Source organism: Flavobacterium sp. DSP2-3-1, from assembly GCF_049896865.1.
Lineage (GTDB): Bacteria > Bacteroidota > Bacteroidia > Flavobacteriales > Flavobacteriaceae > Flavobacterium.
The window spans coordinates 102,736-118,633 of record NZ_JAFCVD010000008.1 but is presented as its reverse complement, the minus strand read 5'-3'; the positions used below and the strand labels follow the sequence as shown (position 1 = coordinate 118,633).

Here is a 15,898-nt window from a genome sequence, read left to right as displayed (position 1 = left end):
TTATGTTTTGTATTTGTAACTGCTATCGCATATTTGTCAAGTTGAATTGGTGAAAAAAATAAAAATTTAATGTTATGTGCGGAATATTAGCCATTATCGGAAGAGGAAAAGATGAACAATTTTTTGGGGAACTTTCAAAAAGAATGACCCATCGTGGTCCGGATGAAAGTGACGTACATGTGACTGAAAAAGGACATATTTTAAGTCATGAAAGGCTGTCTATAATCGATTTACATTCCGGAAAACAACCGATACAAGGCACAAAAACGGCCTACATGGTACATAATGGCGAAATATACAATCATCAGGAATTAAGAGATGGTGTTTTGAACGGGCATACTTTTAGAACCAAATCAGATTCAGAGGTTATTGTGCATTTGTACGAGGAGTTTGGCTACGATTTTTGCAATCGTTTAGATGGAGACTGGGCTTTTGTAGTTGTTGATGGAGATGATTTTATTGCCAGCAGGGACCCGCTGGGAGTGAAACCATTGTATTATGGACTAGACGAAAGAGGAAGAATTTATTTCTCCTCTGAAATGAAACCTATTGCGGATCAGTGTAAAAACTTTTCTACTTTTCCTCCGGGACATTATTACACTCAAAAAACGGGTTTTGTTAAGTATTACAAACCAGAATACGAAGATTATTTAAAAGCCGACCAAGAGTTAGATTTAAAATTAATTAGAGAGACGTTGACCGAAGCGACTCGTAAACGGTTAATGAGCGATGTGCCAATTGGAGTGTTGCTTTCAGGAGGATTGGATTCTTCTTTGACATCAGCAATTGCCTCCAGATTATTGGCTGAAACCGGTAAAAAATTGCATTCCTTCTCAATAGGTTTAAATGCGGATGCTCCGGATGCGGCCGCTGCAAGAAAAGTGGCGGAATTTTTAGAAACGGAACATCATGAAGTTCATTTCACTGTCGAAGAAGGAATTAAAATTCTGGATAAATTAATCTGGCATCTTGAAACGTATGATGTGACATCAATAAGAGCAAGTACGCCCATGTATTTTTTATCAAAAGCGATTACGGATTTGGGAATAAAAGTGGTGCTTTCAGGAGAAGGAGCCGATGAGATTTTTGGAGGGTATTTGTATTTTAGAAATGCACCTTCAACTGAAGATTTTCAAAAGGAAACCATTGAAAGAGTACAGAAATTATTTACTGCCGATTTATTACGAGCCGATAAATCAACGATGGCTCATGGATTAGAGACTAGAGTTCCGTTTTTAGACAAAAAGTTTTTGGAAATCGCTGTTCGCATCAAAACAGAAGAAAAGATGCCTAAAACGTACGATGGAAAAGAAAAATATATTTTAAGAAAAGCATTTGATACTCCTGAAAACCCGTATCTCCCGGAAGAAGTTTTGTGGAGACAAAAAGAACAATTTTCAGATGGTGTGGGTTACCGGTGGATTGATGAATTGATTGATTATTGTGCGACACAAGTTACGGATGAGCAATTATCGGGCGCAGCGACTGAATTTACATACAATTCTCCTACAACTAAAGAAGCCTATTTATACAGGTCGATATTTAATAAATATTACCCACAAGTAAGTGCCGCACAAACGGTTAGGAAATGGATTCCAAAATGGCAAGAAAACCTAGATCCAAGCGGAAGAGCCAATGCAGCGCACGTTAAAGCCGATACCGAAATTGCTAAAACAGGAATTACGGTTTGAAACAATAATTTCAATATTTGTAAATGAAGAACGCTCTCAATTTTGAGAGCATTTTTTTTATAATTATATGAACAAATGTTAATAACTTAAGGGCTTAAAAAGGGATTTTAACGGTTATATAATTTGCGTTTTTATATATTTGCGTGTTATACAAAAATTACATTTTTTAGAATAAAATATATATGAGCGAAGAAATCAAGAAGGACAGTTATTCAGCAGATAGTATTCAGGCATTAGAAGGAATGGAGCACGTAAGAATGCGTCCTTCGATGTATATCGGAGATGTCGGTGTTCGAGGACTACATCATTTAGTATATGAGGTTGTAGATAACTCTATCGATGAGGCAATGGGAGGCCATTGTGATACCATAATAGTTGATATTAATGAAGATGGATCCGTTTCTGTTGAAGATAATGGACGCGGTATTCCGGTAGGGATTCACAAAAAAGAAGGTGTGTCGGCATTGGAGGTTGTAATGACCAAAATTGGTGCTGGAGGAAAATTTGATAAAGATTCTTATAAAGTTTCCGGAGGACTTCACGGTGTTGGGGTTTCTGTTGTAAACGCTTTATCGAATCATCTGAGAGCTACTGTTCACAGTAGTGATGGAAAAGTATATGAGCAAGAATATGAAAAAGGAAAGGCGTTGTATCCAGTTAAGCAAATTGGGGAAACTACTAAGAGAGGAACTATTGTAACTTTCTATCCGGATGAAACTATTTTTACGCAAACGACCGAGTTTTCATACGATACTTTGTCAGCGCGTATGCGCGAGTTGTCTTATTTAAATAAAGGAATTACAATTACCTTCACAGACAAAAGAGAATTAGATAAAGATGGAAATTTTGTTTCAGAAATTTTTCATTCAACTGAAGGTCTTAAAGAATATATCCGCTATTTAGATGGAAATCGTGAGCCAATCATAGCGCATGTTATTTCCATGGATAATGACAAAGGAGAAATTCCAGTTGAAGTGGCTTTAATTTACAACACCAGTTACACGGAAAATATTTTTTCTTATGTAAACAATATTAATACGCACGAGGGAGGAACACACTTGCAAGGTTTTAGAACTGGTTTAACCAGATCACTAAAAAAATATGCAGATGCTTCTGGAATGTTAGACAAATTGAAATTTGATATTTCCGGCGATGACTTCCGAGAGGGATTAACGGCTATTATTTCGGTAAAAGTTGCTGAACCACAATTTGAGGGACAGACTAAAACCAAACTTGGAAACAGAGAAGTTGTTTCTCCGGTAAGTCAAGCGGTCAGTGAAATGATTGAAAATTATTTGGAAGAAAATCCAAATGACGCCCGTATTATTGTTCAAAAAGTAATTCTTGCAGCACAAGCGCGTCACGCAGCCAAAAAAGCGCGTGAAATGGTACAACGCAAAACCGTAATGGGTGGCGGTGGATTACCAGGAAAATTATCAGACTGCTCAGAGCAAGATCCTGCAAAATGCGAAGTATACCTTGTCGAGGGAGATTCGGCGGGAGGAACCGCAAAACAAGGTCGTGATCGTGCTTTTCAAGCTATTTTACCGTTACGTGGTAAAATTTTGAACGTAGAAAAAGCAATGCATCACAAAGTTTTTGAAAATGAAGAGATTCGAAATATATTTACAGCACTGGGCGTTACAATAGGAACTGCTGAGGATAGTAAAGCATTAAATATTGAAAAGTTACGCTACCATAAAGTAATCATTATGTGTGATGCCGATGTCGATGGTAGTCACATTTCTACTTTAATCTTAACGTTCTTCTTTAGATTTATGAAAGAATTAATCGAAGAAGGGCACGTATATATTGCAGCACCACCTTTATATTTAGTCAAAAAAGGAAACAAGAAAGAATACGCTTGGAATGATTTACAACGTGATCAAGCAAATGAAAGAATGGGCGGAAGCGCAGGAATTCAACGCTATAAAGGTCTTGGAGAGATGAATGCAGAGCAATTATGGGAAACCACAATGGATCCAAGTTTTAGAACGTTGCGTCAGGTAACTATTGACAGTTTGGCGGAAGCCGATAGAGTTTTCTCTATGTTAATGGGTGATGAGGTGCCGCCAAGAAGAGAATTTATTGAGAAAAATGCAGTTTACGCAAATATCGATGCGTAAAGTAATGTAATCGTTCGTTTTTATTTGAACAGATTAACACAAAAACAAGTAACCAAATTAACAAATAACCGAATAAACTTTAAAATATGAAAGTTACCATTGTAGGAGCAGGAAATGTAGGAGCAACATGTGCGGACGTGATTTCTTATAGAGGAATCGCCAGCGAAGTAGTGTTATTGGATATTAGAGAAGGTTTTGCTGAAGGTAAAGCATTAGATATCATGCAATGTGCCACTAATACAGGTTTTAATACCAAAGTATCAGGTGTTACCAATGATTATTCTAAAACAGCAGGAAGTGATGTAGTGGTAATTACATCAGGAATTCCAAGAAAACCAGGAATGACTCGTGAAGAATTAATAGGAATTAATGCAGGAATTGTGAAGACAGTTGCTGAAAATGTATTAAAGCATTCACCGGATACTATTATTGTAGTAGTTTCAAATCCTATGGATACCATGACATATTTGGCATTGAAATCTACTGGATTGCCAAAAAATAGAATTATTGGGATGGGTGGAGCTTTAGACAGTTCTCGTTTCAGAACATATTTATCTTTGGCTTTAGACAAACCTGCTAATGATATTTCAGCAATGGTTATTGGTGGGCACGGTGATACTACTATGATTCCTTTGACAAGATTAGCTTCTTACAACGGAATCCCAGTTTCACAATTTCTTTCGGAAGAACAATTGCAAAAAGTAGCTGCGGACACTATGGTAGGTGGAGCTACACTTACGGGACTTCTTGGAACATCGGCTTGGTATGCTCCGGGAGCTTCAGTTGCTTTTTTGGTGGATAGTATTTTGAATGACCAAAAGAAAATGATTGCTTGTTCTGTTTTCGTTGAAGGAGAATATGGTCAAAATGATATCTGTATTGGTGTTCCATGTATTATTGGTAAAAATGGAGTGGAAGAAATTCTTGACATTAAACTAAATGATGCTGAAAAAACCTTATTTGCTAAAAGTGCTGATGCCGTTAGACAAATGAATGACGCTTTAAAATCGATTTTGGTATAAAATTTACATAGAAAAAAGATAAGACTGCATCATTGCAGTCTTTTTCTTGAGATTAATCTATAAATAAATTGGTTAATCTTAACGTTAATTATATATTTGCTCGGTTTAAAAAAAATGAAGTAACTATTGAGATTCTTTTTTAAATTTAAAAATGGATGTAAAATGTTGTTTTACAAGGTTTAAAGCAAAAATAAATAAATAAAAAATAATTAATTTTTAGTAATAATGCAGAATAAAGGACTTATTAAATTTTTCGCAATTCTATTTGCATTGGTAAGTATTTACCAACTTTCTTTCACTTTTGTCGCAAGCAAAGTAAAAAACGATGCAAAATCTTTTGCTAATGGAAATGCTGACAAAGAAGTAAAATATTTAGATTCTATTGGTAAAGAAGAAGTATTTAATCTTGGGTTTACTAATTTTACTTTTAATGAAGTAAGTGATAAGCAGATCAATAAAGGTCTTGACTTAGAAGGTGGTATAAATGTTATACTTCAAATATCTGTTAAAGATATTTTAAAAGGATTATCTAATAATTCTAAAAATCCAGTTTTCAATAAGTCTTTGGCTGATGCGACTGCAGATTCACAAGGGAATAAATCGTATTTAGATAAGTTTTTTGATGCTTTTGATGCCAATTCACAAGGAACTGTAAAATTAGCTTCTCCTGATATTTTCGCAAACAGAAGTTTACAAGGTGAAGGTGGAGTAGATTTTCAAATGACGGATGCACAAGTAAAAAAGGTTATCTCCAGAAAAGTAGATGAGTCTGTAGAAAGTGCTTTTGGAGTTTTAAGAAAACGTATTGACCAGTTTGGTGTAACGCAGCCTAATATTCAAAAACTAGGAAATTCAGGTCAAATTCTTGTTGAACTTCCAGGTGCAAAAGATGTAGATCGTGCTAAAAAATTATTATCAAGCACAGCTCAATTACAGTTTTGGGAAACATACAAAATTGAAGAAATAGGTAACTTTTTAATGGCTGCTAATGAGTCATTGAAAAAAACTGAAATCAACACGACTGAAGTAAAACCAGTTGTCAAAGATTCTTTAAGTGCGTTACTTACTGATGCTAAAGATTCAACTGCTACTAAAAAAGGAGAAAATCCTTTATTTGATAAAATTATTGGTCAAGGCGGAGGTCCGGTTTTAGGACTTTTCTCTCCAAAAGATACTGCCGTTGTAAACGGATATTTGAAAAGAGCTAATGTTAGAATTTTATTAGCAGGTGACCAACGATATGCAAAATTTGTTTGGGGTAAACCAATGATAATTAAAGATGCTAAAGCAAAAGATATTGATGCTGTAGAATTATACGCTTTAAAAGGTAATAGAGATAATGTGCCTGCAATGAGTGGTGGCGTAATTACTGATGCAAGTGATACATTTGATCAAAGTGGTAAACCAGCTGTTTCTATGCAAATGAACGGTCAAGGTGCAAAAGCTTGGGAAGAACTAACTGGTAGAGCATATACTCAAAAAAGCAATATCGCTATTGTTCTTGATGATATCGTTTATTCCGCACCTGGAGTTTCTACAGGCCCAATCTCAGGTGGTAGATCTGAAATTTCAGGGGCTTTTGATGTAACAGAAACTAAAGATTTAGCAAATGTTTTAAGAGCGGGTAAACTTCCTGCAGCTGCAGATATTGTTCAGTCAGAAGTTGTAGGTCCATCCTTAGGTCAGGAAGCAATTGACAATGGTACTAACTCCGCTTTGATAGGATTACTTTTAGTATCGCTTTGGATGATGATCTATTATGGTAAAGCCGGATGGTATGCAAATGTTGCACTAGCGGTTAACTTATTATTCTTATTCGGAATTTTAGCAAGTCTTGGAGCAGTATTAACATTACCGGGTATTGCTGGTATCGTTCTTACGATGGGTACTGCAGTGGATGCAAATATCATTATTTACGAAAGAGCGAAAGAAGAATTACGTGCTGGTAAAACTCTGGAAGAAGCGGTTAAAACTTCATACAGCTGGAGAGGTGCGATGTCATCCATTACCGATGCGAATGTAACTCATATTTTAACTGGAGCTGTGTTATTTATTTTTGGTTCAGGACCAATTAAAGGTTTTGCAACGACATTATTAATTGGTATTATAACATCTTTATTTACTTCAATATTTATTGCAAGAATCTTCATTGATTGGAACATAAGCAAAAAGAATAATTTGACGTTTGTTACTAATTTTTCTAAGAACATGTTCAACAACTTTCATTTTGATTTCTTAGGAATGAAAAAATGGACTTATTTATTCTCTAGTATCGTTGTTATTATTAGTGTTATTTCATTAGGGACAAACGGTTTGGATGAGGGAGTTGATTTTGTAGGAGGAAGAACATTCCAAGTTCGTTTTGAAAAACCAATTGAAACAGAAACTGTAAAAGCAGAATTAGCAAAAGTTTTTGATGGTAATGCTGAAGTAAAAGTTTTTGGAGGTGATAATCAATTAAAAATCACAACAAAATACAAAGTTCAAGAACCAGGAATCAAAGCCGATGAAGAAGTGAATAAATTGTTGTTTACTGCTTTAAAAAAGCATTTTTCAGCAGATATGACTTATGATAAATTTATAAATGCATACGACGGAAAAAAGGTAGGAGTTTTACTAGCTTCTAAAGTTGGTCCGACTGTAGCGCAGGATATTAAAACTAATGCATATTGGGCAGTACTTGGAGCAATGGCAATAGTGTTTTTATACTTAATGATTAGTTACAGAAAGTGGCAATACAGTTTAGGAGCTATTGCAGCTATTGCGCATGATGTTATTTTTGTATTGGGAATTTATTCATTATGCTATAAATTCATGCCTTTTGGGATGGAAATCGATCAACATTTTATCGCTGCGATTCTAACTGTTATTGGATATTCTATGAACGATACTGTTATTGTATTTGACAGGGTTAGAGAGTTTTTAGCCGGTAAAACTAAAGGTACGTTCTCGGACATTGTAAATCAGTCAATTAATACAACGATGTCCAGAACAATCAATACTTCATTAACAATGATTGTTGTTTTGTTAATCATGTTTATTTTCGGTGGGGATTCAATCAGAGGATTTATATTTGCTATGTTAGTAGGTATTGTAGTGGGAACATATTCTTCATTGTTTATCGCAACACCGGTGTTGGTGGATACAATTTCAAAAGAAGATAAAAACAAGGTTGAAAGAGCACATTTAGAAGACTAAAATTTTTTTCTATACTTTATAAAAAGAGATTCAGCGAAAGTTGAATCTCTTTTTTTTGTTGTAAACCAAAGTGTGATTTTTAATTCGTAATTTAACAGTTGAATGTAAAGAGCGGAAGAGTTTTAAATCTAAATTCTATGAATAAAAAAGCACTTCTTATTGTAATTGTTATTTGCAGTTCAATCCCATTTTATGCGCAAGATAAAGGCAATAGAATTGAATTCGGCTTTGCTTACGGATCAGGAAATGAATTTAAAAATAGAAATTATACTTATACGAACCAATATTTCAAGTTGCAATTATATTACAAAATAAAGGATACAAAGCGCTTTAAATATGAATTAGTACTGCAACCAGAGCTTAATTTTGCAAAACACCAACTCTTAAATTTGTATTTCGTAGCACCTGACGAACCGGATTATGAAGCTAAACGCGAGATGTATACAAAGCTAAAAGATGTAAAAGAATATGTTTTTAATATTGGCTTTCTGGCAAGGAAACCAGTCTTTAAATCGGCCTCTATTTATCTATTAGGAAGTGTAGGACCAATGATTACAGATACGGAAACGGAGCGCTTGTCTAAAGGTTTTGCCTTCGCAGATGTCTTAGCCATAGGATTCACTTGCAAAGTTAACAGAATTACATTCGACATACGGCCAAATATTCGTCACATTTCTAACGCTGGTCTACAGAAAAAAAATTCCGGGTATAATACAAAAAACATTGATTTTGGATTTTTATTTTCCCTATAAAAAAAGCGTTAGCTACTTTGATGTCGCTAACGCTTTTTTTTCGAAACGAAATGATTTTTTAATTCGTTAATTCTTTTTGAGCTGTAAAAATGAAATACAGTCCTATAAGTATAAATGGAATACTGAGCCATTGTCCTGTTGAAAACAAGCCTAAAGCGCTTTCGAAACCACCCTGACTTTCTTTGACGGATTCCACTATGAAACGAACGGTAAATAAAAGAACGAGGAACATTCCAAAAATAAATCCAGTATATTTTCTTTTTTCGGTTTTCCAATACATAAAAAACAATATTGCAAAAACAAAAATATAACAAAATGCTTCGTATAACTGTGTAGGATGTCTCGCAGGAACCTGTTCCAGTAAAGTTGCGAATTTAGGCTCTGTTGCAATGGCTCTATAGGCGTCTTTAGGATTCGCTATTTGAGTAGCATTGACGGCATCCATCGGACTAAAATGATCTTTAATGAATTTTATTCCAAAGGAAGATGTGGTTTCATGACCAATAATTTCCGAATTAAAAAAGTTGCCTAATCTGACGAAAATGGCGCCACTCGCTACAGGAATAACAACACGGTCTAAAATCCATAACTGTGGTCTTTTCAATATATTTTTGCTATAAAAATACATGGCAATTATTATAGAAATAGCAGCGCCATGACTTGCTAAACCTTGATATCCTGTAAATTCAAAATTCGGACTAAATCGAAAAGGTAAAATAATTTCTAATAAATGATTGCGGTAATATTCCCAATCGTAAAAGAAAACGTGTCCCAAACGAGCACCAATTAAGGTTGCCAACACAGTCCAGATAAACAAAGAATCCAATTTCTCTATAGATTCACCTTCTCGTTCAAAGATGTGTTTCATGATGTACCAGCCTAATCCAAAAGCAATTACAAACATTAAGCTGTAATATCGAATGATAAAAAAGCCTAAATCGATTCCTTCTGATGGATTCCAAACGATGTTTAAAGCGTGTGTCATTTAGTGTTAAATTTATTTATTAGTCGTAAAAATAGAGTTTTTAAGTACATTTATGCTCAAAAAGGATAATGATTGTGATTGCATGTTTTTTTTGGAACAGGATCATAGCCCGTTTTCCCCCAAGGATGACAACTCAAAATGCGTTTTACTCCTAAAAATCCTCCGTAAAACAAACCGTGAATTTGTAAGGCTTGGATCATGTAGGATGAGCAAGTCGGTTCAAATCGGCAAGCGGAAGGTGTAAACGGAGAAATAGCAACTTGATAAAATCGAACTAATAGTATAAAAGGAAATATGAGGATTTTTGAAATCATATTTTATTAGTTTCAATTTAAAATTCTGCACTAATCATTATAAATGGATAACTGAAGACTAAATGCTAAATGTTGTTCCTTCTTTTCCGTCTTTTAACTGAATTCCTAAAGCAATTAATTGGTCTCTAATTTGATCGGACAAAGCAAAATTCTTGTTGTCTCTGGCCTGTTTTCTCATTTCGATAAGTATATTCACTGTCCCTTCTAACTTATCGTTACTGCTGTCCGAAACTTTTTCATCTTCTAAACCTAGAACGTCAAAAACAAATGCATGCATTGTTTTTGCAAAATAATTTAAGTCATCGGCATTCAAAGTTTCTTTTTCATCCTTTAATAAATTGACAAATCGAACGCCTTCAAACAACTGCGCGATCAAAATTGGCGTATTAAAGTCGTCATTCATCGCGTCATAACAGGACTGTTTCCAAGCAGCAATATTAACCGTGCTTTTTGTGCCAGCAGTGATCTCTTTTAATGAATTCATCGCTTCCATTAATCGTTTGTATCCTTTTTCGGCAGCAACAATGGCGTCATCAGAGAAATCAAGAATACTTCGGTAATGCGCCTGTAACATAAAAAATCGCGCAACCGATGCTGAGAAAGCTTTACTCAAAATCGTGTTTGCTCCCGTCAATATTTCTCTTGGTAAAATATTATTGCCCGTAGATTTAGCCATTTTTTTACCGTTCAAGGTGAGCATATTGGCATGTAGCCAATAATTAACTGGAGTTTGACCGGTACAGGCTTCGTTTTGTGCGATTTCGCACTCATGATGCGGGAATTTTAAATCCATTCCGCCACCATGAATGTCAAAATGATTGCCTAAATATTTAGTGCTCATTGCGGTACATTCTAAGTGCCATCCTGGAAATCCATCGCTCCAAGGCGAAGGCCAACGCATGATATGTTGGGTTTCCGCTTTTTTCCAAAGCGCAAAATCCTGTGGATTTCTCTTGTCACTTTGTCCGTCAAGATCACGGGTATTGGCAAGCATATCCTCAATATTCCGTCCGCTTAATCGTCCGTAATGATTGGTTTGATTAAATTTTACCACATCAAAATAAACGGATCCATTGGCTTCATAACCAATTCCTTTTTCAATGATAGTCTTTATAATTTCGATTTGTTCAATAATGTGACCCGTTGCCGTTGGTTCAATACTTGGTGGCAAAAAGTTAAATTCATTCAAAATGTCGTGAAAATCTACGGTATAACGCTGTACAACTTCCATCGGTTCCAGTTGTTCCAGACGCGCTTTTTTGGCAATTTTATCCTCGCCTTCATCCACATCATCCACAATATGGCCCACATCAGTAATGTTCCTAACATAGCGCACTTTGTAATCCAAATGTAGAAAATACCTGAAAATCACATCAAAAGACATAAAAGTACGCACGTTTCCAAGATGCACATTGCTGTAAACCGTTGGCCCACAAACATACATCCCAACATTTCCTTCGTGAATGGGTGTAAATGTTTCTTTTTCTCCCGAAAGAGAATTGTATATTTTAAGCGTTTGCGTATTGTATAAAGGCATTTTTTTATTTTTTTGAGCCATTTCCTGCTGTTTGCTGTATCTTTTCATGGCTAAAGAAGCCATAAAAAGGATGCCGCTTCCATCAGGGCTAGGAATTTATGGGTACTAAATAAATCGGGTTACTTAGAACTTTGTTTCTAATTTAATATAGTCCAGAAACTCTCTACGAGTTACACTATCTTTAAATTTTCCGCCAAATTCAGATGTCACAGTGCTACTTTCTATATCACTAATTCCTCTTGAATTTACGCAAAGGTGTTTGGCATCAATCACGCAAGCTACATTTTCGGTGCCTAAAGCAATTTGTAATTCCTGAACAATTTGCATCGTCAAACGCTCTTGAACCTGAGGTCTTTTGGCATAATATTGCACAATACGATTCATTTTAGATAAACCAATAACTCTTCCGTTAGAAATATAAGCCACATGCGCTCTTCCTATAATGGGTAATAAATGATGTTCACAGGTAGAATACACGATGATGTTTTTTTCAACTAACATTTCACCGTATTTGTAATTGTTGTCAAATGTGGAAGCTTTTGGCTTTTTTGCAGGATCCAAACCTCCAAAAATTTCCTTGACAAACATTTTAGCAACACGATTGGGTGTGCCTTTTAAACTATCATCGGTCAAGTCCATTCCAAGTGTAATCAGAATACTCTCGACGTCTTTTTTTATTTTTTCAATTTTTTCATCATCAGTAAGGTCAAAAGCATCGTCTCGTACTGGATTATTCGCGGATAAACTAACATGATTGTCTCCTAATTCGTCTTGCAATTCTTCGTTTTTTATCATTAAAAGCAACTATTATAGTGGGTATAAATATTTAAGGGGTAAAGATAAATAATAAAAAGTAAAGAATTTCTATCGCTCTTATTATTTAAGACTACTTTGTCGATTAATCAGGAGATTTTTTTTGTTTTTTGGACCTAAAAAGAAAGGCAATAACGGGTGTGTCATTGCCTTTTTATAAAATCCTTCCGTTTACTCAATGAGTAAAACTGAAGTATAATTTAATTACGCTTTTGTTTGGGCCGCATTGTAAACAGGAATTGCTGCTTTTAGTATGCGTACGGCACTTATTAAGTCTTCTTTTTTCAAAACATAAGCAATACGAACCTGATTTAATCCCACTCCAGGTGTCGAGTAAAACCCAGCTGCGGGTGCTACCATTACGGTTTCACCATCTAGGTCATAACTTTCTAAAAGCCACTTTGCAAATGCATCAGCGTTGTCCACCGGTAATTGCGCGATACAATAAAAAGCTCCTTTTGGTTTGCTTACAATAACACCGTCTATTTTATTTAACTCTTCAATCAGAGTGTCTCTTCGGTCTCTATATTCTGAAATTACTTCGTCAAAATAACTTTGCGGTGTGTCCAGAGCGGCTTCGCTTGCAATTTGTTCAATGGTTGGCGGGCTTAATCTTGCTTGTGCAAATTTCATTGCAGCAGCCATGACTTCCTTGTTTTTAGAAACAATACATCCTATTCTTGCGCCACACATACTGTATCTTTTAGAAACAGAATCAATCATAATGGCGTGTTCTTCAAGTCCGGGAACATTCATTACAGAATAATGTACATCTCCATCATAAGTGAATTCACGATATACTTCATCAGAGATTAAGAATAAGTCATGTTTTTTCACCAATGCTGCCAGTTTCATGATTTCTTCTTTGGAATATAAATATCCAGTTGGATTTCCTGGATTGCAAATAAGAATCGCTTTTGTTTTTGGAGTAATCAGTTTTTCAAAATCTTCTACAGCCGGAAGAGCAAAACCAGTTTCTATTGTCGAAATTACAGGGACAACAGTAACTCCTGAAGCCGTTGAAAATCCGTTATAATTTGCATAAAAAGGCTCGGGGATAATGATTTCATCGCCGTGATCCATAGTGCTTCCCATGGCAAACATAAGTGCCTCTGATCCACCGGTCGTAATTATAATGTCCTCGAGGTTTACCGAAATACCTTGATTGATATAATATGCCGATAATTTTTTTCTATAACTTTCGTTTCCGGCAGAATGACTGTATTCTAAAATAGTTAAATCAATATTTTTTACAGCATTCATGGCAACTTCTGGCGTTTTTATATCCGGTTGACCTATGTTTAAATGATATACTTTATTTCCTTTTTTCTTGGCAATTTCTGAATACGGAACCAATTTTCGTATTGGCGATTCTGGCATTTGTTTGCCTTTGTTTGATATTGTTGGCATAGTTTTAAATTATTGAATTGCAAATTTGCAATTTTTTTTCCGAATTTATTCTAATCAAAAGGTGTATATATTGTTAAATCTGCATTTTGATATTATTTATTTATTAATTTTATGGAAAAGAAAAAATAATGAAAAAACTGCTCTTTTTATTACTTATATACTGCTGTGTTTGTTCAGCTTATTCGCAACAAGGATTCCAGTTTGAAAAAGAAGCAAATAAGATAAGTGTTCCCTTCAAATTAATCAACAATTTGGTTTTTGTACCTATTAAAGTGAATGGGATAGAATTAAATTTTTTGCTGGACACTGGTGTAGTTGAAACTATATTGTTCAGTTTAGAAGATAAAAAAGAAGTCCGTTTTTTTAATATTGAAAAAATACTGTTAAAAGGATTAGGAAACCAAGAGGCTGTTGAAGGATTGAAATCGACAAATAATATTTTAGAATTTAGCAGTCTAAAGAATAGAAATCACATGCTTTATATTGTTTTAGACCCTGATTTTAATTTATCATCTCACATTGGTATTCCCGTAAACGGTATTATTGGATACCAGTTTTTTAGAAATAATTTAGTCAAAATTGATTACCGAAAAAGAAGAGTTGTCGTTTACAAAGACACGGCTAAAAATAGAGTTAAAATGGCTAAAAAATTTAGCTCCCTTCCTATTTCTATCGAAAATTCGAAACCATATTTAAAAAGCAGCGTTTATCAGAGTAATCGCGACGTAACAGTTAAATTATTGGTTGATATTGGTAACAGCGATGCAATTTGGTTGTTTCAAGATTGCTCAAAATGGATTAAAGTTCCAGAGAAAAATTTTGATGATTTTTTGGGCAGGGGTTTTAGTGGCGATGTTGAAGGCAAAAGAGCCCGAATTGAGAAATTTCAGATGGGGGATTTTATCTTCAATAATCCGGTTGTGGCTTTTCCAGACTCCATTTCAATTAGAAACGTTTCTATGGTGCCAGACAGAATGGGGTCAGTAGGTGGCGAAATCATGAGACGGTTTACGGTCATATTTGATTATAGGGAACAGCAACTTTATTTCAAAAAAAACAGTGATTATCAAGCTCCTTTTAGTTATAATAAAAGTGGTGTTGAAATACAGCACAATGGTTTGCAGTGGGTTCAGGAAACTGTGCGCATGGGAACAGTTCCGTTAAGTACGAGATATAATGAATCCGGCGGGGTTAGTGTAACTACTGATTTTAAATATAAATTTCAATTGAAACCTATTTATGAAATAGCTAACGTTAGGAAGAATTCGCCCGCGGCAAAAGTAGGATTGCAAAAAGGAGATATTATTATAAAAATTAATAACAACATTCCTTATCAATATTCTTTGCAAGAAATCAATTTTCTTTTTAAGTCGGTAGAGGATAAGTGGATTGATATTGAGATTGAACGGGAAAGCCAAATTTTAAAGTTTCGGTTTAAGCTGGACGATATCTTATGACTATAAAACGCTTTTGGAAAAATTATCCAAAAGCGTTTTTAATTTATTATTAAGTCTAAAATTAATTGGAAATCACTTCTCCTTTTATTTTCAGAGCAACTCTACCAGCTTCGTAATTCACTGCATTTGACTCAACTGTTATTGTTTTTCTGATGGGTCCAGGAGCCATGTTGTATTTTACAGTTATTTTCCCTGTTTTTCCAGGCATAATTGGTTCATCAGGTTTTGTAGGAACCGTGCAACCACAAGTAGACAGTACATTAGTAATAATTAATGGAGCATTACCTGTATTTGTAAAAATAAAATCACGAGAGCCATTTTCATTCTTGGTAACTTTTCCGTAATCAATCGTGTTGTCTTTCGCGGCAAACTCAATTTTAGGGCCATTTTGAGCAAAACCGATGCTGCTGATCAATGCGAATGCGAATAAAATTAAAGTTTTTTTCATTTTCATTTATTTAAAATCATTTAGTAAAATTAGTTTCTTTTAATTAATGCACAAATTTTTATTTCTCTTTTTATAATCTACTTAATTATTTACTTTTGTTCCGCAATTTAATTACAAATATTAGACCAAAATATAAAATGTACCT

12 protein-coding genes are annotated in these 15,898 nt (G+C 34.7%); 6 read left to right on the top strand and 6 right to left on the bottom strand.

Translation table 11 applies throughout. The features are described from left to right. The first annotated feature begins 74 nt into the window (after positions 1 to 74). The 5 genes from asnB to ACP7AT_RS10720 all read left to right on the top strand — a co-directional run bounded on the left by asnB (position 75) and on the right by ACP7AT_RS10720 (position 8,789). Positions 75 to 1,691, top strand: coding sequence for an asparagine synthase B (gene asnB / locus ACP7AT_RS10740; RefSeq protein ID WP_426064317.1), 1,617 nt, complete (start codon positions 75 to 77; stop codon positions 1,689 to 1,691). A 182-nt stretch (positions 1,692 to 1,873) separates the two neighbouring features. Next, the gene (gene gyrB, locus ACP7AT_RS10735) at positions 1,874 to 3,817 is read left to right on the top strand and encodes a DNA topoisomerase (ATP-hydrolyzing) subunit B (RefSeq protein ID WP_426064316.1); all 1,944 of its coding nucleotides are present in this window, start codon (positions 1,874 to 1,876) and stop codon (positions 3,815 to 3,817) included. 86 nt (positions 3,818 to 3,903) lie between these two features. Continuing rightward, positions 3,904 to 4,839 carry a malate dehydrogenase gene (mdh, locus tag ACP7AT_RS10730; RefSeq protein ID WP_091203887.1) on the top strand — a complete coding sequence of 312 codons (936 nt, stop codon included), beginning with the start codon at positions 3,904 to 3,906 and terminating at the stop codon, positions 4,837 to 4,839. Positions 4,840 to 5,064: 225 nt separating this feature from the next. After that, positions 5,065 to 8,037, top strand: a complete 2,973-nt coding sequence (secDF, locus tag ACP7AT_RS10725; RefSeq protein ID WP_426064315.1) for a protein translocase subunit SecDF — start codon at positions 5,065 to 5,067, stop codon at positions 8,035 to 8,037. 137 nt (positions 8,038 to 8,174) lie between these two features. After that, the gene (locus ACP7AT_RS10720) at positions 8,175 to 8,789 is read left to right on the top strand and encodes an acyloxyacyl hydrolase (protein WP_426064314.1); all 615 of its coding nucleotides are present in this window, start codon (positions 8,175 to 8,177) and stop codon (positions 8,787 to 8,789) included. Positions 8,790 to 8,847: 58 nt separating this feature from the next. Here ACP7AT_RS10720 and lgt read toward each other — a convergent pair whose 3' ends face one another. The 5 genes from lgt to ACP7AT_RS10695 form a co-directional block, all read right to left on the bottom strand. Next, a complete protein-coding gene (gene lgt / locus ACP7AT_RS10715) occupies positions 8,848 to 9,774 on the bottom strand; it encodes a prolipoprotein diacylglyceryl transferase (protein WP_426064313.1) in 927 nt (308 codons plus the stop codon). Between the two features lie 56 nt (positions 9,775 to 9,830). Next, the gene (yidD, locus tag ACP7AT_RS10710; RefSeq protein WP_426064312.1) at positions 9,831 to 10,088 is read right to left on the bottom strand and encodes a membrane protein insertion efficiency factor YidD; all 258 of its coding nucleotides are present in this window, start codon (positions 10,086 to 10,088) and stop codon (positions 9,831 to 9,833) included. Between the two features lie 58 nt (positions 10,089 to 10,146). Further along, positions 10,147 to 11,625, bottom strand: a complete 1,479-nt coding sequence (cysS, locus tag ACP7AT_RS10705) for a cysteine--tRNA ligase (RefSeq protein ID WP_426064403.1) — start codon at positions 11,623 to 11,625, stop codon at positions 10,147 to 10,149. 123 nt (positions 11,626 to 11,748) lie between these two features. Next, the gene (gene folE / locus ACP7AT_RS10700; protein ID WP_426064311.1) at positions 11,749 to 12,420 is read right to left on the bottom strand and encodes a GTP cyclohydrolase I FolE; all 672 of its coding nucleotides are present in this window, start codon (positions 12,418 to 12,420) and stop codon (positions 11,749 to 11,751) included. A 222-nt stretch (positions 12,421 to 12,642) separates the two neighbouring features. Next, positions 12,643 to 13,848, bottom strand: coding sequence for a pyridoxal phosphate-dependent aminotransferase (locus ACP7AT_RS10695; RefSeq protein WP_426064310.1), 1,206 nt, complete (start codon positions 13,846 to 13,848; stop codon positions 12,643 to 12,645). Positions 13,849 to 13,976: 128 nt separating this feature from the next. On the opposite strand from ACP7AT_RS10695, the gene ACP7AT_RS10690 reads away from it, so the two are divergent. Beyond that, entirely contained in the window at positions 13,977 to 15,305 is a 1,329-nt protein-coding gene (locus ACP7AT_RS10690; RefSeq protein ID WP_426064309.1) for a PDZ domain-containing protein, read from the top strand. Positions 15,306 to 15,366: 61 nt separating this feature from the next. Here ACP7AT_RS10690 and ACP7AT_RS10685 read toward each other — a convergent pair whose 3' ends face one another. Then, positions 15,367 to 15,753: a DUF1573 domain-containing protein gene (locus ACP7AT_RS10685; protein WP_426064308.1), complete on the bottom strand. Its 387-nt coding sequence runs from the start codon at positions 15,751 to 15,753 to the stop codon at positions 15,367 to 15,369. Between the last annotated feature and the right edge of the window lie 145 nt (positions 15,754 to 15,898).

Coding starts and splice junctions, on each gene's coding strand:
- asnB (WP_426064317.1), top strand. CDS start 75: ATGTGCGGAATATTAGCCATTATCGGAAGAGGAAAAGATGAACAATTT.
- gyrB (WP_426064316.1), top strand. CDS start 1,874: ATGAGCGAAGAAATCAAGAAGGACAGTTATTCAGCAGATAGTATTCAG.
- mdh (WP_091203887.1), top strand. CDS start 3,904: ATGAAAGTTACCATTGTAGGAGCAGGAAATGTAGGAGCAACATGTGCG.
- secDF (WP_426064315.1), top strand. CDS start 5,065: ATGCAGAATAAAGGACTTATTAAATTTTTCGCAATTCTATTTGCATTG.
- ACP7AT_RS10720 (WP_426064314.1), top strand. CDS start 8,175: ATGAATAAAAAAGCACTTCTTATTGTAATTGTTATTTGCAGTTCAATC.
- lgt (WP_426064313.1), bottom strand. CDS start 9,774: ATGACACACGCTTTAAACATCGTTTGGAATCCATCAGAAGGAATCGAT.
- yidD (WP_426064312.1), bottom strand. CDS start 10,088: ATGATTTCAAAAATCCTCATATTTCCTTTTATACTATTAGTTCGATTT.
- cysS (WP_426064403.1), bottom strand. CDS start 11,625: ATGCCTTTATACAATACGCAAACGCTTAAAATATACAATTCTCTTTCG.
- folE (WP_426064311.1), bottom strand. CDS start 12,420: ATGATAAAAAACGAAGAATTGCAAGACGAATTAGGAGACAATCATGTT.
- ACP7AT_RS10695 (WP_426064310.1), bottom strand. CDS start 13,848: ATGCCAACAATATCAAACAAAGGCAAACAAATGCCAGAATCGCCAATA.
- ACP7AT_RS10690 (WP_426064309.1), top strand. CDS start 13,977: ATGAAAAAACTGCTCTTTTTATTACTTATATACTGCTGTGTTTGTTCA.
- ACP7AT_RS10685 (WP_426064308.1), bottom strand. CDS start 15,753: ATGAAAAAAACTTTAATTTTATTCGCATTCGCATTGATCAGCAGCATC.